Consider the following 18,973-nt stretch of genomic DNA (forward strand, 5'->3'; position numbering starts at 1 on the left):
CTCACCGATTTTCCCTACTGATTTCTAGGAACTTTTTATGTAATTCTGTGATTTGAGGCAAAAGTTTTTGGTTTTCTGTATTATTTTTAATCACATAATCCGCTATGGCCAATCTCTGCTCTCGCGTTGCTTGAGAAGAGAGAATAGCTTTCGCTTGAACGGCATCAACTTGGTCTCGCTCAACGGTGCGCTGAATTTGCGTTTGTTCTTCAACATCAACCACTAGCACCTTATCTGCGAGTGCCTGCAGGTTGTTCTCTACCATTAAAGGGATGACCAGCAAGGCATAGTCCGATTGCACTTGAGCAAGTTCAGCAAGCATTCTAGTTCTAATCATAGGATGAAGAAGATTGTTCAACCATTCCTTTTGGCTCGGATCGCTAAAGATGATTTCTCTTAGTGTTGCACGATCTAATGTTCCATCTTGTTGAATAACGCTTTGACCAAAGTGTTGCTCAATGGCCTTTAAGCCTTGGCTTTTGGGCTCAACCACTTGCCTAGCAACAATGTCAGCATCCACAATCTCAATACCAAACTCTTGATGGAATAGGTCTGCAACCGTTGTTTTACCACTGGCTATGCCACCAGTCACACCAATAACTAGTGCCATGTTAGATTCCTAAAAAGTTACTTAAATACCAATTGAGAATGTCATTTCCCCACATCATGCTCAACCAACCTGCAATAGCTAAATAAGGACCGAAGGGGAAGGCTTTGTCGATTCCTTGGCTTTTCAATTTGAGCTGAATGAGACCAAAGATTAAGCCAACTAAAGAAGAGAGCAAAATGATCATTGGCAAATACTGCCAACCAAGCCAAGCGCCCAAGGCGGCAAGCAATTTAAAGTCTCCGTAACCCATTCCTTCTTTGCCTGTGGCTAGCTTAAACAGCCAGTAAACTGACCATAAAGCAAGATAGCCAGCCATTGCACCGATCACCGCGTCTTGTAGAGATACAGGGCTAATCCCAAACAGTGCGAGTGCAATTCCTGCCCAAGTTAGAGGAAGTGTGAGTTGGTCTGGCAGCAGCATGGTATCGAGATCAATAAAGGTCGCCGCGATAAGAGTAAAGGTGAAAAACAGTAAGGCAATCGAGAAGTAGCTCAACGCAAACTGATTGGCGATAGCAAAGCATAAGCCTGCTGATAGGACCTCAATTAAAGGGTAGCGTATGCTTATTTTATTATCGCATTGACGACATTTCCCTTTCAGTATCAGCCAACTAACAACAGGAATGTTGTCAATCATGCGAATGGGGGTATCGCATTTGGGGCAAGTTGAATTTGGAACGCTGAGGTTGTAAGTCCCTTTTGGAGGCGATATCTGGTATTCAGGAAAGCTTTCCGCACATTCGGCTCGCCATTCACGTTCCATGATGATCGGTAGGCGATGGATAACCACGTTTAAAAAGCTGCCTACGATAAGACCAAACAATGTTGCTAGTGTAGGAAAAAGCCAAGGGTAATAGTCAAAAACGTCCATAAAGTAGGTACAGCTCTTTAAGTAAAAGCATTCAGTTCAATTAGATAAGCCTTGTATCTTATCCTAAGACACTCATCAAATTAAAGATAGGTAAATACATTGCGACAATCAGACCACCGACAACAATACCTAGAAAGATGATAATCGTAGGCTCTATGATCTTACCAAGATTATCAACCGTGTCACCGATCTCAAACTCATACACATCGGCAACTTTGTGTAGCATTTCTCCGAGCCGACCTGACTCTTCACCTATCATTATCATCTGCAAAACCATTTCGGGAAAACAGTCACAGTTGCGCAGTGAAAGATACAGCGGCATGCCCGCTGTGACATCGAGCAAAGCCGCTTTGATTGCTTGATGATAATGCTGGTTACCAACCGTTTTAGCGGAGGCTCTTATACCTTCTAGAATTGGGATTCCGGCGTTAAAGCTAGTGGCAAGTGTCCGGCTAAATTTAGCAATTGCCGCTTTAGTCAAGATGTTGCCGAGGAGCGGGATCTTGAGTAGGGTACGACTAAACAGTAATTGAAGTCGGTATGATTTTGTTAAACCGAGCTTAATGACCCCTGATATCAGCATTAATCCAATTAAGCTAGGTCCCGAATAGGTTTGTAACCAAGCGGATAAGGCCAGTACTTGTTGGGTAAGCCAAGGTAACTTGGCACCAAACCCTGCAAACATCGCTTCAAATTGAGGTATCACCATTGTTAGCATTAGATACGTAACAGCGAAAGCTGTGGTCATCACCATAGTGGGATAGATGAGCGCTTTGGTTACCTTGGCGTTAAGTCTTTGCGATTTTTCCCGATAGTCAGCAATACGTTGGAGTACTTTCGCTAAGTTGCCAGACTGCTCTCCAGTGGCAACGAGGTCGGTATAGAGGCTATCGAATAGTGGGCTAGCGGCGCCTAAGCTCTGAGAGAGCGGATTTCCTGATTCTACCTCTTTGCTGATGTAGCTTAAGATCGATCTCATCTCAGCTTTGGGGTGGTTAAGAGTAATAAGCTTGAAAGCTTGAAGAAGTGGCACTCCGGTCGCAAGCATGGTGCTCAATTGTCTAGTGAGTAGAGTGATGTCTTTCTTTTTAACGCTTTGCGTTAGGCGAGTAACGAGAGACAGAGACTTTCTTCTTAGAGATTTAACACGGATCGCTTGCTCACTCAGTCTAATCTTTACTTCGTTGTCAGTTAAGGCAAGAGTTGAGCCAGAGACGATCTTTCCTCTTTGATTAACTCCCTTCCAGCGATACTGTTTGAGCTGATGAGATGCTGCTTTCATTTCAGATCACCTACAAATAAAGAACACGTTGTAACTCTTGGTAACTGGTGACTCCTGCGAGCAGTTTCTCCGTTCCAGACTCTTTAAGCGTCTGCATGCCTTGCTTTATCGCGACCTTTTCGATGGCTTTAGCATCCGCATCTTGATTGATGGCTTGCACCAACTCGTCGTCTATCTGCATTACTTCATAGATTCCGGTTCGCCCAAAATAGCCTTGATTGCATTCACTGCACCCTTGCTCATTCGCAGAAAAAACCACGCTGTTGTTTGCTAGTTCCAGTTGTTGGCAGTGTGTATCGGGCAAGGTTTGCTGCTGCTTACAATGGTTACACAGCTTTCGTGCCAAACGTTGGGCAATGATTAAGCTCAGTGATGAAGAGACATTGAATGGGGAGATGCCCATATGTTGCAAGCGAACGACGCTTTCGGCAGCCGAGTTTGTATGCAAAGTAGATAGCACTAGGTGACCTGTTTGTGCTGCTTTGACCGCGATTTCAGCCGTTTCGAGGTCGCGTATCTCACCGACCATGACAATATCTGGGTCTTGGCGTAGAAAGGCGCGTAACGCTTGGGCGAAGTCTAATCCAATTTTGGGGTTGATTTGAACTTGGTTAACGCCCGCTAAATTAATTTCCACTGGGTCTTCTGCGGTGGCGATGTTCACTTGTGGGGTATTGAGCATGTTTAACCCCGCATAAAGTGAGACTGTCTTACCGCTGCCTGTTGGCCCTGTCATCAAAATCATGCCTTGGGGTTTGCTCAGTGCTTTTTGATACAAAGCTCGTTGGTGTTGGTTGTACCCTAGTGATTGAATGTCTAACTCGGCACTGCTGCTATCAAGAAGACGTAGCACGATCTTCTCGCCCCATAGGGTTGGTAGGGTTGAAATACGAATATCGACAGCGGTACTTGCACTGAGTTGAAGCTTGATGCGCCCATCTTGAGGTAAGCGGCGCTCGGCAATATCGAGTCTGGCGATGATCTTTAGTCTTGCGGATAAACGACGACTTAATGTATGGCTAGGCTGTTGAGTCTCAATCAAAATGCCATCACAGCGAAAGCGCACACGATAAGAGGCTTCATACGGCTCAAAATGAATATCAGACGCCTGCTTCCTAACTGCATCTAGTAAGATTTGATTGATATAACGACTGACCGGTGAGTTATCATTACTCAAGTCTTCGACTGGGTTAATCTCATCATTAGAGAGCTCGACTAAGCTGACGAGCTCTTGTTCGCTCAGCTCTTTTGCATGACTCGCTTTTTCACCACAGATCGCACTGCCATACAAGTGACGTACCGCGCCATTGAGCTGCTTTACGTCAGCTAAAACTAACTCAATCTGCTTCCCGGTCGCAAAGCGAAACTCTTCTTCGATTGAGATATTGGTCGGGTCGGTAACGGCGATAAGCAGTTGATGTTCACTCTGCCTAATAGGTACTGCGCGGGAGCGGGTGATCAGTTCGCGCACGCCTAAGTTGTGGCATACCGTTTGATAGTCGTAATTGGCGAAGTCGATGATGGGTAAGGCAAAAATTCGCGAGAGTTGTGAGGCTAGCTCTGCATGGGTGAGCCAACCTCGCTCTATTATCGCTTCGGCTACAGTAAGATTTGTGTCCTTAACCATTTCCACCAACTGAGCTTCTTGAACAGGGTCAAGGAGCTCAGCTTGGCGCAAAATAGAGGGTAGGTTGGTTAGCATCGTCTATTAAATACCACTGGCATAATCACAGCCAGTTACGTCAACATCGTTGCTATTGTGATGGCAACTCCAGACTCCATTAGTGGCTCTGGAGAGTTTTATCTTGCTACCGCTTCCCGCTCCCTCATTCACTGTAGCGAGAATACTATTCGATGAGCTTACCGCTCCTGAAGTTGCCGATATTGTACCAATCCCAAATGCGGCTGAAATGGCTGGGAACTCATTGTTGAAGGCAATGCTATCTTCAGCTTGTGTTTTATAAGCAGATGCAGAAGCTAACGCTGTACCAAGAGCACTTTTTTTAACGTAGCCTTGATATTGAGGTACTGCAATTGCTGCTAGAACGCCAATAACGGCAACCACAATCATCAACTCAATTAAGGTAAAGCCTTTGGTTTTGCGGCTTTGTAAACTTTGCATATTTCTCTCCATAGATAAAAGACGAATTGTCCGGAGAGAGTATTGAATGGGCTGCTAAGCAGAAATGTTGGTACAGGTTGTTTCCGAGTAAGTTAGGAAAAAATAGTCCTTAGTTTCATATCAAGTACAATTTGATCCGAGCTAGGGCATGAGTTTAGGTAGGTTAAATACAAAAATAGAGGCTTGGAGCCTCTATTTTTCTTTGATAATGCGTCTGTTCTTCAGCTGATAGCTACTTAAAGCGCATGGATAAATCCATTGCTTTTAGGTGTTTAGTCAGAGCGCCAACCGAGATGTAGTCAACGCCAGTCTCAGCGTATTCGCGAATAGTCTCTAGTGTCACATTGCCCGAGTTTTCTAGTGCAGCGCGGCCTGCGTTAATTTTTACTGCTTCACGCATCATATCGGTGGTGAAGTTATCGAGCATAATGATATCGGCACCTGCTTCAATCGCTTCTTGCAGTTCTTCAAGGCTCTCTGTTTCGACCTCAACCGGCTTGCCTGGGTTGAGTTCTTTGGCCGTTTTAATGGTTTGAGAAATACCACCGTTAGCAATAATGTGGTTCTCTTTGATTAGGTAAGCGTCAAACACACCGATACGATGGTTAAAGCCACCGCCACAGGCAACAGCGTACTTTAATGCACTACGTAGACCAGGAATGGTTTTGCGGGTATCAAGTAGGCGACAACCAGTGCCTTCAATTTTTTCAGCATATTCAGCTACGGCCGTAGCACAACCAGAAAGCGTTTGGATAAAGTTCATTGCATTGCGCTCACCAGTAAGAAGAGCACGAGAAGGGCCTGAAAGCGTACACAGTACTTGGTTAGGCGCTACTTTATCACCATCTTCCACATTCCACTCAATCTGTACTTCGCCGCCTAGCTGTTTAAACACTTCGTTAGCCCAAGCTTTGCCGCAAAAAACACCATGTTCACGAGTGATAATGGTTGCTTCGTTATGTGCATCTGCTGGGATTAGACTTGCGGTAATATCAGCGGCAGGGTCTAGAGTACCACCCAGATCTTCCTTGATGGTATCCGCGACAGCGCGGGAGATCTCTAAAGGAAGTTGCTGTTTCAAATATTCGAGACGTTCTTGGCTATTGTGTGTGTTTTTCATCGCAAATCTAATACGCAGTTGGACAAGAGGTGGGCATGATACGCTGACTGAGTGTGAAATTCAGCCATTAATCTCGCATTTCATCGCCAAAGGGATAAAATCAGAGAGTTAGTCATGATAATGAGCCGCTTATGATCGATGAAAATGGTTGGTACAACAAAGCTAGACAGGTGCCATCACCTTTTTTTGACCACAGAACAGACGCTACAGACATTTCTCTTTTGGTTGTGCATAACATCAGCTTACCGCCGGGTCAGTTTGGTGGTCCGTATATTGAACAGTTTTTTACTGGGCAACTAGACCCGAATGAACATCCGTTCTTTGAAGTGATCCATAATATGGGTGTTTCGGCTCATTGCTTGATCAGACGTGATGGGGAAGTGGTTCAGTTTGTGCCGTTTATTGCCAGAGCATGGCACGCAGGTGTCTCGAGCTTTGCCGGGCGAGATAAGTGCAATGACTACTCTATCGGCATTGAGTTGGAGGGTAGCGACTACGTTGCCTACACTGATGCGCAATACCAAGCTCTAACGGAGTTAACCAAGCAGATTCAAGTCAGCTACCCGAAAATCACCTTACCGCGCATTACTGGCCACCAATACATTGCGCCACTGCGCAAAACCGATCCAGGCTTGGTATTTGATTGGGGGAGATTTAGGGGCGGGCTGCGTCCTTAGAAATAGGAACGAGCTTCGCTCTTTGAGAACACTGCGTTCCGAGAATCGAGACCGGACTTCGTCCTTCGAGAGTTATTAGTTCCCACATCCCGATTCCATAAGCGAAGCGTTCCTAAATAAAAAGGATTGACACATAGTGCCAACCCCTTAATTTTTCTCGCTTCTCGCTTCTCGCTTCTCGCTTCTCGCTTCTCGCTTCTCGCTTCTCGCTTCTCGCTTCTACAGCGTCTCTTGATACTCAACCAGAATCTGCTCAACCCAAGTGGCGATACGTTCATCGCTCAGTTCATATTGGGAATCTTCATCAAGTGCTAAGCCGACAAATTGACTGCCATCTTCGGTTAGGGCTTTTGAGGCTTCAAACTCGTAGTTCTCGTCGTTTGGCCAGTAACCAACAAAGTTAGCTCCGGTCTTTTTCAGCTCGTGGTGCAAGAGTCCCATTGCATCCAGATACCACTCGCCATAGCCTTCTTGATCGCCTAAGCCGAATAGTGCGACGGTTTTGCCATTTAGCGATACGCCATCGATTTGATCCCATAACTCATTCCAGTCTTCTTGGATCTCACCAAAATCCCAAGTCGAAATGCCGATAATCAGAAAATCATAATCTTCCATCAAAGAGAGTGGTGACTCTTTAACGTTGTGAATATCAACAAGGTCTTCACCAATGATAGCGCGGATTTTTTCTGCCGCCATTTCGGTGTAACAAGTTGTTGAGCCGTAAAATAGACCGATTTTCATAGCATTGTTTTATATTTTGAGAATTGATGGTGAATTCTAACCACAAAATGGCGAGCTTTGCAGCGAATATCCACTTTCACTAGCAATTTTTATAGCTTTATTGTTTTGTGGCACTTACATTTGACCGCAGAAAAAATTTTTGAGGTTTGCCGTGTCACAACAAATGTCGCCTGACCAAGGGCTAGTGGAACAGTTTTTAGATGCGATGTGGATGGAGCGGGGCTTATCTGAAAACACCCTTGCCTCATACCGAAATGATCTCTCAAAGCTAATCCAGTGGATGACCGCCAATAATTATCGTCTCGACTTTATCAGTTTGTCTGGGCTGCAAGACTATCAGACTTGGTTGGTTGATGAAGGTTATAAGCAAACTTCACGAGCAAGAATGTTGTCCGCGATTCGACGCCTGTTTCAGTACTTGCATCGTGAGAAAGTTCGCAGTGATGATCCGAGTGCGCTACTGGTAAGCCCAAAACTACCGAAACGCCTACCTAAAGATCTGACCGAAGAACAAGTGGATGCGTTGCTTAATGCACCGGATCCGAATGATCCGATGGAGCTACGTGATAAAGCCATGCTTGAACTGCTATATGCGACCGGATTGCGAGTCACTGAGTTAGTCAGCCTGACAATGGAAAACGTCAGCTTGCGTCAAGGCGTTGTTCGGGTAACAGGTAAAGGTGGTAAAGAGCGTTTGGTGCCGATGGGAGAAAATGCCGTTGAATGGATTGAAACTTTTATCCACCAAGGCAGGTCTGAGTTACTTGGAGAGACAACCTCTGATGTGGTGTTTCCAAGCAAACGCGCACGACAAATGACTCGCCAGACATTTTGGCATCGTATAAAGCACTACGCGGTGATAGCTGGAATTGATACCGAACTACTTTCTCCTCACGTGCTAAGGCACGCTTTTGCGACCCATTTGTTGAACTACGGCGCAGACTTACGTGTAGTACAGATGCTTTTGGGGCATAGTGACTTGTCTACAACACAAATTTATACTCATGTAGCAACTGAACGATTGAAACAGCTACACAGTGAGCATCACCCAAGGGCTTAAGCGCTCATGGTTATAACTAAATCGATTTAAGGTGAATTGAATGAGCGTATTACGCCGAATGACTCTACTTACATTGCCATTTCTACTTGCTACACAAACCGTATCTGCAGGCGAGGTGAAATTTGATAAAGCTCAGCTAGAAGAGCATTTTGCCAAGCTTGGATTGGAAGTGAAGAACGTTGTTCCCGCTGATATTGATGGCTTAGTTGAAATACAAACCAGCGGTGGAATCCTGTTTTCTTCACCAACCGGTGATTATTTTATCACGGGTACCTTGTACAAGCTGGACTCAAATGGCAAGTACGAAGATGTGCTGGCTAAACGCCAAGCGCCAATCAATGCGGCGAAAATTGAAGCCTTTAAAGACAGCATGATTGAGTTTAAAGCCAAAGATGAGAAGTACGTGATCTCTGTGTTCACTGATATTACATGTGGTTACTGTGTTCGACTTCATAGTCAGATGAAAGACTACAATGATCTAGGCATTACTATTCGTTACCTTGCTTACCCTCGTCAGGGGGCGACAGGCTCAGTCGCTGATCAAATGGCATCGATTTGGGGCGCAGAAGACCCACAATCCGCGATGCATAACGGTAAGGTAAAGCGTGAGTTCCCTGAAAAGAGTAAAGACTTTGCTAAGTATCAACAGATTATTCAGGACCACTATGCGTTAGGCCGTGAACTGGGAATCAGTGGTACGCCAGCGATCTTCTTACCTAATGGTGAGATGGTGGGTGGATACTTGCCACCAGAGCAGATGTTGCAACGCCTGCAACAAACTCCAAAGTCGTAACTTAAACGAATCAAGTAACCAAACTAAATATCCTCAGTTTAGTTTGGTTGCTGCTATGATTGTCCCACTTAACTTATCATCATCCGATCTATTGCCATGATTGAAATCCAACGTCGTCCTGAACCTGATTTATCCTCTCTGCCAGATACTATTGCGCCTTTACTTAAACGTATCTACGCCAGTCGAGGTATCACATCGCAGCAGCAACTTGACACCACAGTGCGTGCGTTGCATTCCTATCAAAAACTGCATGGCATTGAAGCGGCGGTTGAGCTGTTGTTTGAGTCTATTCAGCACAACAAGCGGATAATCGTGGTGGGTGATTTTGATGCGGATGGGGCGACAAGTTCGGCTTTGTCTGTGTTGGCGCTTAGGATGTTAGGTTCGAATAATGTCGACTACCTAGTCCCAAATCGTTTTGAAGATGGCTATGGCCTAAGTCCTGAGGTTGTTGATCAAGCGATTGAGATTGGCGCTGAAGTGATTATGACCGTCGACAATGGGGTCTCTTCGATTGATGGTGTGCGCTATGCGAAAGAACAGGGATTGAAGGTATTGGTGACTGACCACCACTTGCCTGGTCATGAGCTGCCGAATGTTGATGCCATGGTCAATCCCAACCTCCAAGAGTGCGCGTTTCCCTCCAAGGCTTTAGCTGGCGTTGGCGTTGCCTTTTACTTGATGATGGCGCTTTGCGTTCATATGCGTAAAACCGGCTGGTTTGCTGAGCAAGGGATGGCAGAACCTAAGTTAATGGAGTTGATTGACTTAGTGGCACTCGGTACGGTTGCCGATGTTGTACCTCTAGATGAAAACAATCGTATTTTGGTTCATCAGGGTTTGCAGAGGATTAGAGCAGGTAAAGCGCGTCCGGGTATTCAAGCGCTGATAGAAGTAGCGAAGCGAGATTCACGTCGCTTGGTGGCTTCTGATTTTGGTTTCGCGTTAGGGCCACGTATCAACGCCGCAGGTCGTTTGGATGATATGTCGTTTGGTGTTGAGCTATTAATGGCAAACAATATTCATGCTGCACGCCGTATGGCGAGCGAGTTAGACGGCTTGAACCAAACTCGTAAAGAAATTGAAGAGGGAATGAAGCAAGAAGCGATGGCTTTTTGTGAACGTCTGCAGTTCGGCGATCAAGATATGCCTCACGGCTTAGTGCTTTTTCAGCGTGATTGGCATCAAGGCGTGATTGGTATTTTAGCCTCACGCATCAAAGAGAAGTTTCACCGTCCTGTGATTGCTTTTGCTGATGGTGGTGAAAGTTCGATTAAAGGCTCATGCCGCTCGATACCGGGTCTGCATATGCGTGACACCTTAGATCGCATCGATACCCAGAACCCAGGTTTGATACTCAAGTTCGGTGGGCACGCGATGGCAGCGGGTCTAACCATTTTGGAGAAAGATTTTGAACGCTTCTCTAAACTGTTTGATGAAGCAGTAAAACAGGACTTAGATGAAGCGGCACTGAAAGGTGTGATTTTGTCTGATGGCGAACTCAAGCCAGAAGAGTTCTCTATGCATGTTGCCGAGATGCTTCGTGCTGGTGGACCTTGGGGGCAAGCTTTCCCAGAACCTCTGTTTGACGGTGAATTTAAAGTGCTTCATCAGAAGCTAGTTGGCGAAAAGCACCTGAAACTTATGCTAGAACCTCTACACAAAGGTCATCCAACCAATATCATGATTGATGGCATTGCATTCAACGTTGATCTGCGCCGCTGGCCTGATGCTTCAGTGAAAACGGTGCGTTTAGCCTATAAGCTCGACATTAATGAGTTCCGCGGCAATCAATCGTTGCAGTTGATGATTGATCATTTAGAGGCGAAATAGAGTACGGGCATAGCCCTACAGAACGCGTTGCTCCGAGATCGGGCTACGCCCGCGAGAATCAGGAACGTGCTCCGCCCTTCGAGAAAGGAGTGCTGTAAGTAGCTCGATTCTTCTGCTGGGTTATTCCATAGAACGACGAAAGAGCGAGTAGGGAATCTTTATGTTCTCGACTCGCTATCATAACCCTCAACTCACTCGTCCCTTGTTCTTGAGGAGGAAAGTTCTAAATAAAAGTAAAAGGGTTGACGAACAAGCCTCGACCTTCAAAATCAATCTCGTTTCTCGTTTCTCGTTTCTCGTTTCTCGTTTCTCGTTTCTCGTTTCTCGTTTCTCGTTTCTCGTTTCTCGTTTCTCGTTTCTCGTTTCTCGTTTCTCGCAACTTCCCATCTTTTCACGACATATTCTGTTCATATTCCTTTAAAACTTACCAATTAAACTGTGATACCTAGCACGGTTTATTCCCATCTGTTTATATTTTGTAATTGGTCAGACCAATTTGATTGCTGTTTTAATCAGCTATTGTTATCAAAGTGTTGGTACATGACTCGTTCTATGATTTGGGTCAATTTTTGTCTGGAACTTGCGTTTTAATTATGTTAATTTTCTCGCCAACTTAAAATTGGTATTACCAATTGACTGCAAAGAGTAGAAGAAAAACAACTATGGCTTATCAAAGGATTCGTCAGCCAAAACTTTCTGATGTGATTGAACAAGAGTTAGAAAGGCTGATTGTGGAAGGAACATTGTCTCCGGGGCAGCAGCTGCCTCCAGAGCGCGAACTGGCAAAACAGTTTGATGTTTCCCGTCCTTCAATCCGAGAAGCGATACAACGTTTAGAAGCTAAACGTCTTCTTACTCGCCGTCAGGGTGGTGGCACTTTTGTTAGCGAGAACATCTGGACCAGCTTTTCAGATCCTCTGCTAAATTTATTGTCTAGCCACTCCGAAACTCAGCTGGATTTACTGGAAACGCGTCATGCGATGGAAGGTATAGCCGCTTACTTTGCAGCAGTTCGTGGTACCGAGGAAGACTTCGCTCGTATTCAGGCTTGCCTGAAAAACATCAGTGAAGAGCAAACTAAGAAGAATGTCGAAGCAGAATCAGCTGCGGTTATGCAGTTTTTGATCGCTTTAACTGAAGCCGCCCATAACGTGGTACTTCTGCACATTGTTCGCAGCCTTGCCCCTTTGCTAGAGCAGAATGTCTTGCAGAATTTAAAGCTCTTACATCGCCGCGATGAAGTGGTCGAAAAAGTAAGTAAACACCGAGCTAATATTGTGGATGCGATTGTTTCTGGTCAGCCTGAAAAGGCGCGTGAAATGTCTCACTCACACTTAGCTTATATTGAAGAAACATTGTTGGATTTGACTCGTGAAGAGTCTCGCAGAGAGCGTTCTTTGCGTCGAATTCAGCAAGGTAACGATTCTTAAAACAAGAAACGGTTACTTTAAATAAGTAGATCCAACCAATAGAAGGATAGATCGCCATGTCTGATATGAAGCATGACGTAGATGCACTGGAAACTCAAGAATGGCTACAAGCACTTGAGTCAGTTGTACGTGAAGAAGGTGTAGAACGTGCTCAGTTCCTACTAGAGCAAGTTCTAGACAAAGCACGTCTAGACGGTGTTGATATGCCAACAGGTATCACAACGAACTACATCAACACGATTCCTGCAGATCAAGAACCAGCTTACCCAGGTGACACAACTCTTGAGCGCCGTATTCGTTCCATCATCCGTTGGAACGCAATCATGATCGTTCTACGTGCATCTAAGAAAGACTTAGAGCTAGGCGGCCACATGGCGTCTTTCCAGTCTTCTGCTGCATTCTACGAAGTATGTTTCAACCACTTCTTCCGCGCTCCAAACGAGACGGACGGTGGCGATCTAGTATACTACCAAGGTCACATCTCACCAGGTATCTACTCTCGTGCATTCGTTGAAGGTCGTCTAACTGAAGAGCAGCTAGATAACTTCCGTCAAGAAGTAGACGGTAAAGGTATTCCATCATACCCGCACCCTAAACTGATGCCTGAGTTCTGGCAGTTCCCAACAGTTTCTATGGGTCTAGGTCCTATTTCTGCGATCTACCAAGCGCGTTTCCTTAAGTACCTAGACGGTCGTGGTATGAAAGATACTTCGGCTCAGCGTGTATACGCGTTCCTAGGTGACGGTGAGATGGATGAGCCAGAATCACGTGGTTCACTATCTTTCGCTGCGCGTGAGAAGCTAGACAACCTATGTTTCCTAGTAAACTGTAACCTACAGCGTCTAGATGGCCCTGTAATGGGTAACGGTAGCATCATCCAAGAGCTAGAAGGCCTATTCAAAGGTGCTGGCTGGAATGTTGTTAAAGTTATCTGGGGTAGCAACTGGGATGCACTACTTGCTAAAGATACGTCTGGCAAGCTTCTACAGCTAATGAACGAAACTGTAGATGGTGACTACCAAACATTCAAATCTAAAGACGGTGCTTACGTACGTGAACACTTCTTTGGTAAGTACCCAGAGACAGCTGCACTAGTTGCAGACATGACTGATGACGAAATCTTCGCACTTAAGCGTGGTGGTCACGAGTCTTCTAAGCTGTACGCAGCATACAAAAACGCGGCAGAAACTAAAGGTCGTCCAACAGTAATCCTAGCTAAGACTGTTAAAGGTTACGGCATGGGTGAAGCGGCTGAAGGTAAGAACATCGCGCACCAAGTTAAGAAGATGGACATGACTCACGTACTACACCTACGTGATCGTCTAGGTCTTCAAGACATCCTAACTGACGAAGCGGTTAAAGAGCTTCCGTACCTGAAACTTGAAGAAGGTTCTGCGGAATACGAATACCTACACGCTCGTCGTAAAGAACTAAAAGGTTACACGCCACAGCGTCTACCTAAGTTCACTCAAGAATTCAAAGTACCTGAGCTAGAAGAGTTCGCACCGCTACTAAGTGAGCAAAAGCGTGATATCTCTACAACTATGGCTTACGTTCGTACTCTTAACATCCTGCTTAAGAACAAGAACATTGGTAAGAACATCGTTCCTATCATTTGTGACGAAGCACGTACGTTCGGTATGGAAGGTCTATTCCGTCAGATCGGTATCTACAACCCGCACGGTCAGGAATACACACCAGAAGATAAAGGCATTGTTTCTTACTACAAAGAAGCAACATCTGGTCAGGTACTACAAGAAGGTATCAACGAGCTAGGCTCTATGGCATCTTGGGTTGCTGCTGCTACTTCTTACAGCACAAACGATCTACCAATGATCCCGTTCTACATCTACTACTCTATGTTCGGTTTCCAACGTGTTGGCGACATGGCGTGGATGGCTGGTGACCAACAAGCTCGTGGTTTCCTACTAGGTGCTACTGCTGGTCGTACAACGCTAAACGGTGAAGGTCTACAGCACGAAGATGGTCACTCGCACATCATGGCGAACACAGTACCTAACTGTATCTCTTACGATCCAACATTCGCATACGAAGTTGCAGTTATCATGCAAGACGGTATCCGTCGCATGTACGGTGAGAACCAAGAGAACGTGTTCTACTACCTAACTGTGATGAACGAAAACTACGCAATGCCAGCAATGCCAGAAGGCGCTGAAGAAGGCATCCGTAAGGGTATCTACAAGCTTGAGTCTTACGCAGGTGACAAGTCTAAAGTTCAGCTAATGGGCTCTGGTACTATCATGAACGAAGTACGTAAAGCAGCGACTATCCTAAGCGAAGAGTACGGCATCGCTTCTGACGTGTTCTCTGTAACGTCGTTCAACGAGCTAACTCGTGACGGTCAAGACGCAGAGCGTTACAACATGCTTCACCCAGAAGGCGAAGCAAAAGTACCTTACATTGCACAAGTAATGGGTACTGAGCCAGCTATCGCAGCGACTGACTACATGAAGAACTACTCTGAGCAAGTTCGCGCGTTCATGCCTTCTGAGTCATACAAAGTGCTGGGTACAGATGGTTACGGCCGTTCTGATAGCCGTGAGAACCTACGTCGTCACTTCGAAGTTAACGCAGGCTACGTAGTAGTTGCAGCGCTAACTGAACTAGCTAAGCGTGGTGATGTTGAGAAGTCAGTAGTAACTGAAGCTATTGCTAAGTTCGACATCGACACTGAAAAAACTAACCCGCTATACGCTTAATTAAGAAGGTAAATAAGAAATGGCAATCGAAATTAATGTACCAGACATCGGTGCGGATGAGGTTGAAGTTACTGAAATTCTTGTAAGCGTTGGCGACAAGGTTGAAGAAGAGCAGTCTCTTATCACAGTTGAAGGCGATAAAGCTTCTATGGAAGTTCCTGCTTCTCAAGCGGGTATCGTTAAAGAAATCAAAGTTACGGAAGGTGACTCTGTTTCTACTGGTTCTCTAATCATGATTTTCGAAGCCGAGGGTGCAGCTGACGCTGCACCTGCTCCTGCGGCAGAAGCAGCTCCAGCAGCGGCTCCAGCTCCAGCAGCAGCGGCAGAGCTTAAAGAAGTTCACGTACCAGATATCGGTGGCGATGAAGTTGAAGTGACTGAAATCATGGTTGCAGTTGGCGACAGCATTGAAGAAGAGCAATCTCTTCTAACGGTTGAAGGCGACAAAGCTTCTATGGAAGTACCTGCACCATTCGCAGGTACGCTAAAAGAGATCAAAGTAGCAGCAGGCGATAAAGTTACGACTGGCTCGCTAATCATGGTATTCGAAGTAGCAGGCTCTGGCGCTCCAGCGGCACCTGCAGCAGTAGAAGCTCCAGTGGCAGCGGCTCCAGCAGCATCAGCAGCGAAAGAAGTTAACGTTCCTGATATCGGCGGTGACGAAGTTGAAGTAACTGAGATCATGGTTGCAGTTGGCGATACAGTGGAAGAAGAGCAATCTCTAATCACTGTTGAAGGTGACAAAGCGTCAATGGAAGTTCCTGCTCCATTTGCTGGTACAGTTAAAGAAATCAAGATTGCAGCAGGCGACAAAGTGTCGACTGGCTCGCTAATCATGGTCTTCGAAGTGGTGGGTGCAGCACCTGCTCCAGCAGCAGCCCCTGCTCAAGCGGCGGCACCTGCAGCAGCTCCAGCTCCTAAAGCAGAAGCTCCAGCGGCACCTGCAGCAACAGGTGATTTCCAAGAGAACAATGAGTACGCACACGCGTCTCCAGTTGTTCGTCGTCTAGCTCGTGAGTTTGGCGTTAACCTTTCTAAGGTTAAAGGTACTGGTCGTAAGAGCCGTATCCTAAAAGAAGACGTACAGTCTTACGTTAAAGATGCGCTTAAGCGTCTTGAGTCTGGCGCAGGTGCTGCGGCATCTGGTAAAGGCGACGGCGCGGCTCTTGGCTTACTACCTTGGCCAAAAGTGGACTTCAGCAAGTTTGGCGAAACTGAAGTTCAGAAGCTTTCTAAGATCAAGAAGATCTCTGGTGCTAACCTGCACCGTAACTGGGTAATGATCCCTCACGTTACACAGTGGGATAACGCTGACATCACTGAGCTAGAAGCATTCCGTAAAGAGCAGAACGCTATCGAAGCGAAGAAAGACACGGGTATGAAGATCACGCCACTAGTGTTCATCATGAAAGCTGCAGCGAAAGCGCTAGAAGCCTTCCCAGCGTTCAACTCTTCTTTATCTGAAGATGGCGAAAGCATCATTCTGAAGAAATACGTGAACATCGGTATCGCAGTCGATACGCCTAACGGTCTAGTTGTTCCTGTGTTTAAAGATGTGAACAAGAAAGGCATCTACGAGCTATCTGAAGAGCTAATGGCTATTTCTAAGAAAGCACGTGCTGGTAAGCTAACTGCTGGTGATATGCAAGGCGGTTGTTTCACAATCTCTAGCCTTGGTGGTATCGGCGGTACTGCGTTTACACCAATCGTAAATGCTCCAGAAGTTGGTATCCTAGGTGTGTCTAAGTCTGAAATGAAGCCAGTGTGGAACGGTAAAGAGTTCGAACCACGTCTACAGCTTCCACTATCTCTATCATACGATCACCGTGTGATTGATGGTGCTGAAGGTGCTCGCTTCATCACGTTCTTGAACGCAGCGCTATCAGACATTCGTCGTCTAGTTCTTTAATTAAAGATTAGATGATTTAGAGGCGGCATTAGAGCCGCCTCTACTACTAATAATTATCAAACAATTTGATTGCAGACCTTAGAGTGAATAAGGTTTTCTCAAACGAATTGTTGTCTAGCTCACAGGCTAAATTGATTTACTTTTCACACCATTAACATCTCTGTAAACTGATGGCGGTCTGAAAACAACTGTTTAAAATAAACTGACTTGAACATATAGAATCAATACCCACTCAGCCTGTTAGGGATAATGACTACAAGAGGTCAAAATGAGCAAAGAAATTAAAGCCCAAGTTGTAGTACTTGGTGCAGGTCCTGCTGGTTACTCTGCCGCTTTCCGTTGTGCAGACTTAGGTCTAGAAACGGTTCTTATCGAGCGTTACAGCACTCTTGGTGGTGTGTGTCTAAACGTGGGTTGTATCCCATCTAAAGCACTACTTCACGTATCTAAAGTTATCGAAGAAGCAAAAGCACTTGCTGACCACGGTATCGTATTTGGTGAACCTCAAACGGATATCGACAAGATCCGTAAGTGGAAAGAGAAAGTAATTAACCAACTAACTGGCGGTCTTGGCGGTATGGCTAAGATGCGTAAAGTTAACGTGGTTAATGGTTTTGGTAAATTCACTGGTCCTAACACTATCGAAGTGGAAGGCGAAGAAGGCAAAACTGTTGTTAACTTTGACAACGCTATCGTTGCAGCGGGTTCTCGCCCAATCAAGCTACCATTTATCCCACATGAGGACCCACGTATTTGGGACTCAACTGACGCTCTAGAGCTGAAGGAAGTTCCAGGAAAACTTCTAATCATGGGTGGTGGTATCATCGGTCTAGAAATGGGTACGGTTTACCACTCTCTAGGTTCTCAAATCGATGTTGTTGAAATGTTCGACCAAGTTATCCCTGCTGCGGATAAAGATATCGTGAAGGTTTACACTAAGCGTATCAAGAACAAGTTCAACCTAATGCTTGAAACGAAAGTAACAGCAGTTGAAGCGAAAGAAGACGGTATCTACGTTTCAATGGAAGGCAAGAAAGCACCAGCAGAAGCTGAGCGCTACGATGCTGTTCTAGTTGCTATCGGTCGTGTGCCAAATGGTCAACTTCTTGATGCAGAAAAAGCGGGTCTAGAAGTAGACGAGCGCGGTTTCATCAACGTTGATAAGCAAATGCGTACTAACGTTCCTCACATCTTTGCTATCGGTGATATCGTTGGTCAACCAATGCTTGCTCACAAAGGTGTGCATGAAGGTCACGTTGCTGCTGAAGTTATTGCTGGTAAGAAGCACTACTTCGACCCTAAAGTTATTCCTTCAATTGCTTACACTGAGCCAGAAGTGGCATGGGTTGGTAAGACTGAGAAAGAAGCAAAAGCGGAAGGCATCAACTACGAAACGGCTACATTCCCATGGGCAGCTTCAGGTCGTGCAATCGCGTCTGACTGCGCAGACGGTATGACTAAGCTAATCTTCGACAAAGACACTCATCGTGTAATTGGCGGTGCAATCGTTGGTACTAACGGTGGTGAACTACTTGGTGAAATCGGTCTAGCGATCGAGATGGGCTGTGATGCTGAAGATATCGCACTAACAATCCACGCTCACCCAACTCTACACGAGTCGGTAGGTCTAGCGGCGGAAGTGTTTGAAGGTACAATCACTGACCTCCCAAACCCTAAAGCGAAAAAGAAGAAGTAATCCACTCTTCTAGCTGAATCTAAAAACCGCTGAGCTCTCTCAGCGGTTTTTTTATGCTCTGCATACAACAAAGCCTGCTCGTTGAGCAGGCTTTGTCTTAGTGTGCGTC

15 protein-coding genes are annotated in these 18,973 nt (G+C 45.7%); 8 read left to right on the plus strand and 7 right to left on the minus strand.

The window, feature by feature from the left end; all coding sequences use genetic code 11:
• Nucleotide 1 precedes the first annotated feature (1 nt).
• The 6 genes from coaE to nadC form a co-directional block, all read right to left on the minus strand.
• Nucleotides 2-610, minus strand: a complete 609-nt coding sequence (gene coaE / locus AC6R00_RS02575) for a dephospho-CoA kinase (protein ID WP_239850742.1) — start codon at nucleotides 608-610, stop codon at nucleotides 2-4.
• A gap of 1 nt (nucleotide 611) precedes the next feature.
• Nucleotides 612-1,481 carry a prepilin peptidase gene (locus AC6R00_RS02580; RefSeq protein WP_500639228.1) on the minus strand — a complete coding sequence of 290 codons (870 nt, stop codon included), beginning with the start codon at nucleotides 1,479-1,481 and terminating at the stop codon, nucleotides 612-614.
• 58 nt (nucleotides 1,482-1,539) lie between these two features.
• Entirely contained in the window at nucleotides 1,540-2,763 is a 1,224-nt protein-coding gene (locus AC6R00_RS02585) for a type II secretion system F family protein (RefSeq protein ID WP_500639229.1), read from the minus strand.
• A 10-nt stretch (nucleotides 2,764-2,773) separates the two neighbouring features.
• Nucleotides 2,774-4,465 carry a type IV-A pilus assembly ATPase PilB gene (gene pilB / locus AC6R00_RS02590; RefSeq protein WP_500639230.1) on the minus strand — a complete coding sequence of 564 codons (1,692 nt, stop codon included), beginning with the start codon at nucleotides 4,463-4,465 and terminating at the stop codon, nucleotides 2,774-2,776.
• 6 nt (nucleotides 4,466-4,471) lie between these two features.
• Complete coding sequence (locus AC6R00_RS02595; RefSeq protein WP_500639231.1) at nucleotides 4,472-4,885, minus strand: pilin; 414 nt, start codon at nucleotides 4,883-4,885, stop codon at nucleotides 4,472-4,474.
• Nucleotides 4,886-5,117: 232 nt separating this feature from the next.
• Entirely contained in the window at nucleotides 5,118-6,005 is an 888-nt protein-coding gene (gene nadC / locus AC6R00_RS02600) for a carboxylating nicotinate-nucleotide diphosphorylase (RefSeq protein WP_500639232.1), read from the minus strand.
• 131 nt (nucleotides 6,006-6,136) lie between these two features.
• Between nadC and ampD the strand changes: the two genes are divergently transcribed.
• Nucleotides 6,137-6,682 (plus strand): 1,6-anhydro-N-acetylmuramyl-L-alanine amidase AmpD, encoded by a 546-nt coding sequence (ampD, locus tag AC6R00_RS02605; protein WP_500639233.1) that lies wholly within the window; start codon nucleotides 6,137-6,139, stop codon nucleotides 6,680-6,682.
• 219 nt (nucleotides 6,683-6,901) lie between these two features.
• On the opposite strand, the gene fldB is transcribed toward ampD, so the two are convergent.
• Nucleotides 6,902-7,423 (minus strand): flavodoxin FldB, encoded by a 522-nt coding sequence (gene fldB, locus AC6R00_RS02610; protein WP_004742606.1) that lies wholly within the window; start codon nucleotides 7,421-7,423, stop codon nucleotides 6,902-6,904.
• A 163-nt stretch (nucleotides 7,424-7,586) separates the two neighbouring features.
• On the opposite strand from fldB, the gene xerD reads away from it, so the two are divergent.
• From xerD to lpdA, 7 genes are all read left to right on the plus strand, one after another.
• Nucleotides 7,587-8,483, plus strand: a complete 897-nt coding sequence (xerD, locus tag AC6R00_RS02615; protein WP_239850833.1) for a site-specific tyrosine recombinase XerD — start codon at nucleotides 7,587-7,589, stop codon at nucleotides 8,481-8,483.
• A gap of 40 nt (nucleotides 8,484-8,523) precedes the next feature.
• Nucleotides 8,524-9,276 (plus strand): thioredoxin fold domain-containing protein, encoded by a 753-nt coding sequence (locus tag AC6R00_RS02620; protein WP_500639234.1) that lies wholly within the window; start codon nucleotides 8,524-8,526, stop codon nucleotides 9,274-9,276.
• Between the two features lie 96 nt (nucleotides 9,277-9,372).
• Nucleotides 9,373-11,109 (plus strand): single-stranded-DNA-specific exonuclease RecJ, encoded by a 1,737-nt coding sequence (gene recJ, locus AC6R00_RS02625; RefSeq protein WP_500639235.1) that lies wholly within the window; start codon nucleotides 9,373-9,375, stop codon nucleotides 11,107-11,109.
• Nucleotides 11,110-11,771: 662 nt separating this feature from the next.
• Nucleotides 11,772-12,539 carry a pyruvate dehydrogenase complex transcriptional repressor PdhR gene (gene pdhR / locus AC6R00_RS02630; protein ID WP_004742610.1) on the plus strand — a complete coding sequence of 256 codons (768 nt, stop codon included), beginning with the start codon at nucleotides 11,772-11,774 and terminating at the stop codon, nucleotides 12,537-12,539.
• A gap of 56 nt (nucleotides 12,540-12,595) precedes the next feature.
• Entirely contained in the window at nucleotides 12,596-15,259 is a 2,664-nt protein-coding gene (gene aceE / locus AC6R00_RS02635) for a pyruvate dehydrogenase (acetyl-transferring), homodimeric type (RefSeq protein WP_171324685.1), read from the plus strand.
• Between the two features lie 19 nt (nucleotides 15,260-15,278).
• Entirely contained in the window at nucleotides 15,279-17,168 is a 1,890-nt protein-coding gene (gene aceF, locus AC6R00_RS02640) for a pyruvate dehydrogenase complex dihydrolipoyllysine-residue acetyltransferase (RefSeq protein WP_500639236.1), read from the plus strand.
• Between the two features lie 268 nt (nucleotides 17,169-17,436).
• Nucleotides 17,437-18,864 carry a dihydrolipoyl dehydrogenase gene (gene lpdA, locus AC6R00_RS02645; RefSeq protein WP_004742613.1) on the plus strand — a complete coding sequence of 476 codons (1,428 nt, stop codon included), beginning with the start codon at nucleotides 17,437-17,439 and terminating at the stop codon, nucleotides 18,862-18,864.
• The last annotated feature ends 109 nt before the right edge of the window (nucleotides 18,865-18,973 follow it).

Source organism: Vibrio sp. R10-SF1-ISO8 (genome assembly GCF_059833805.1).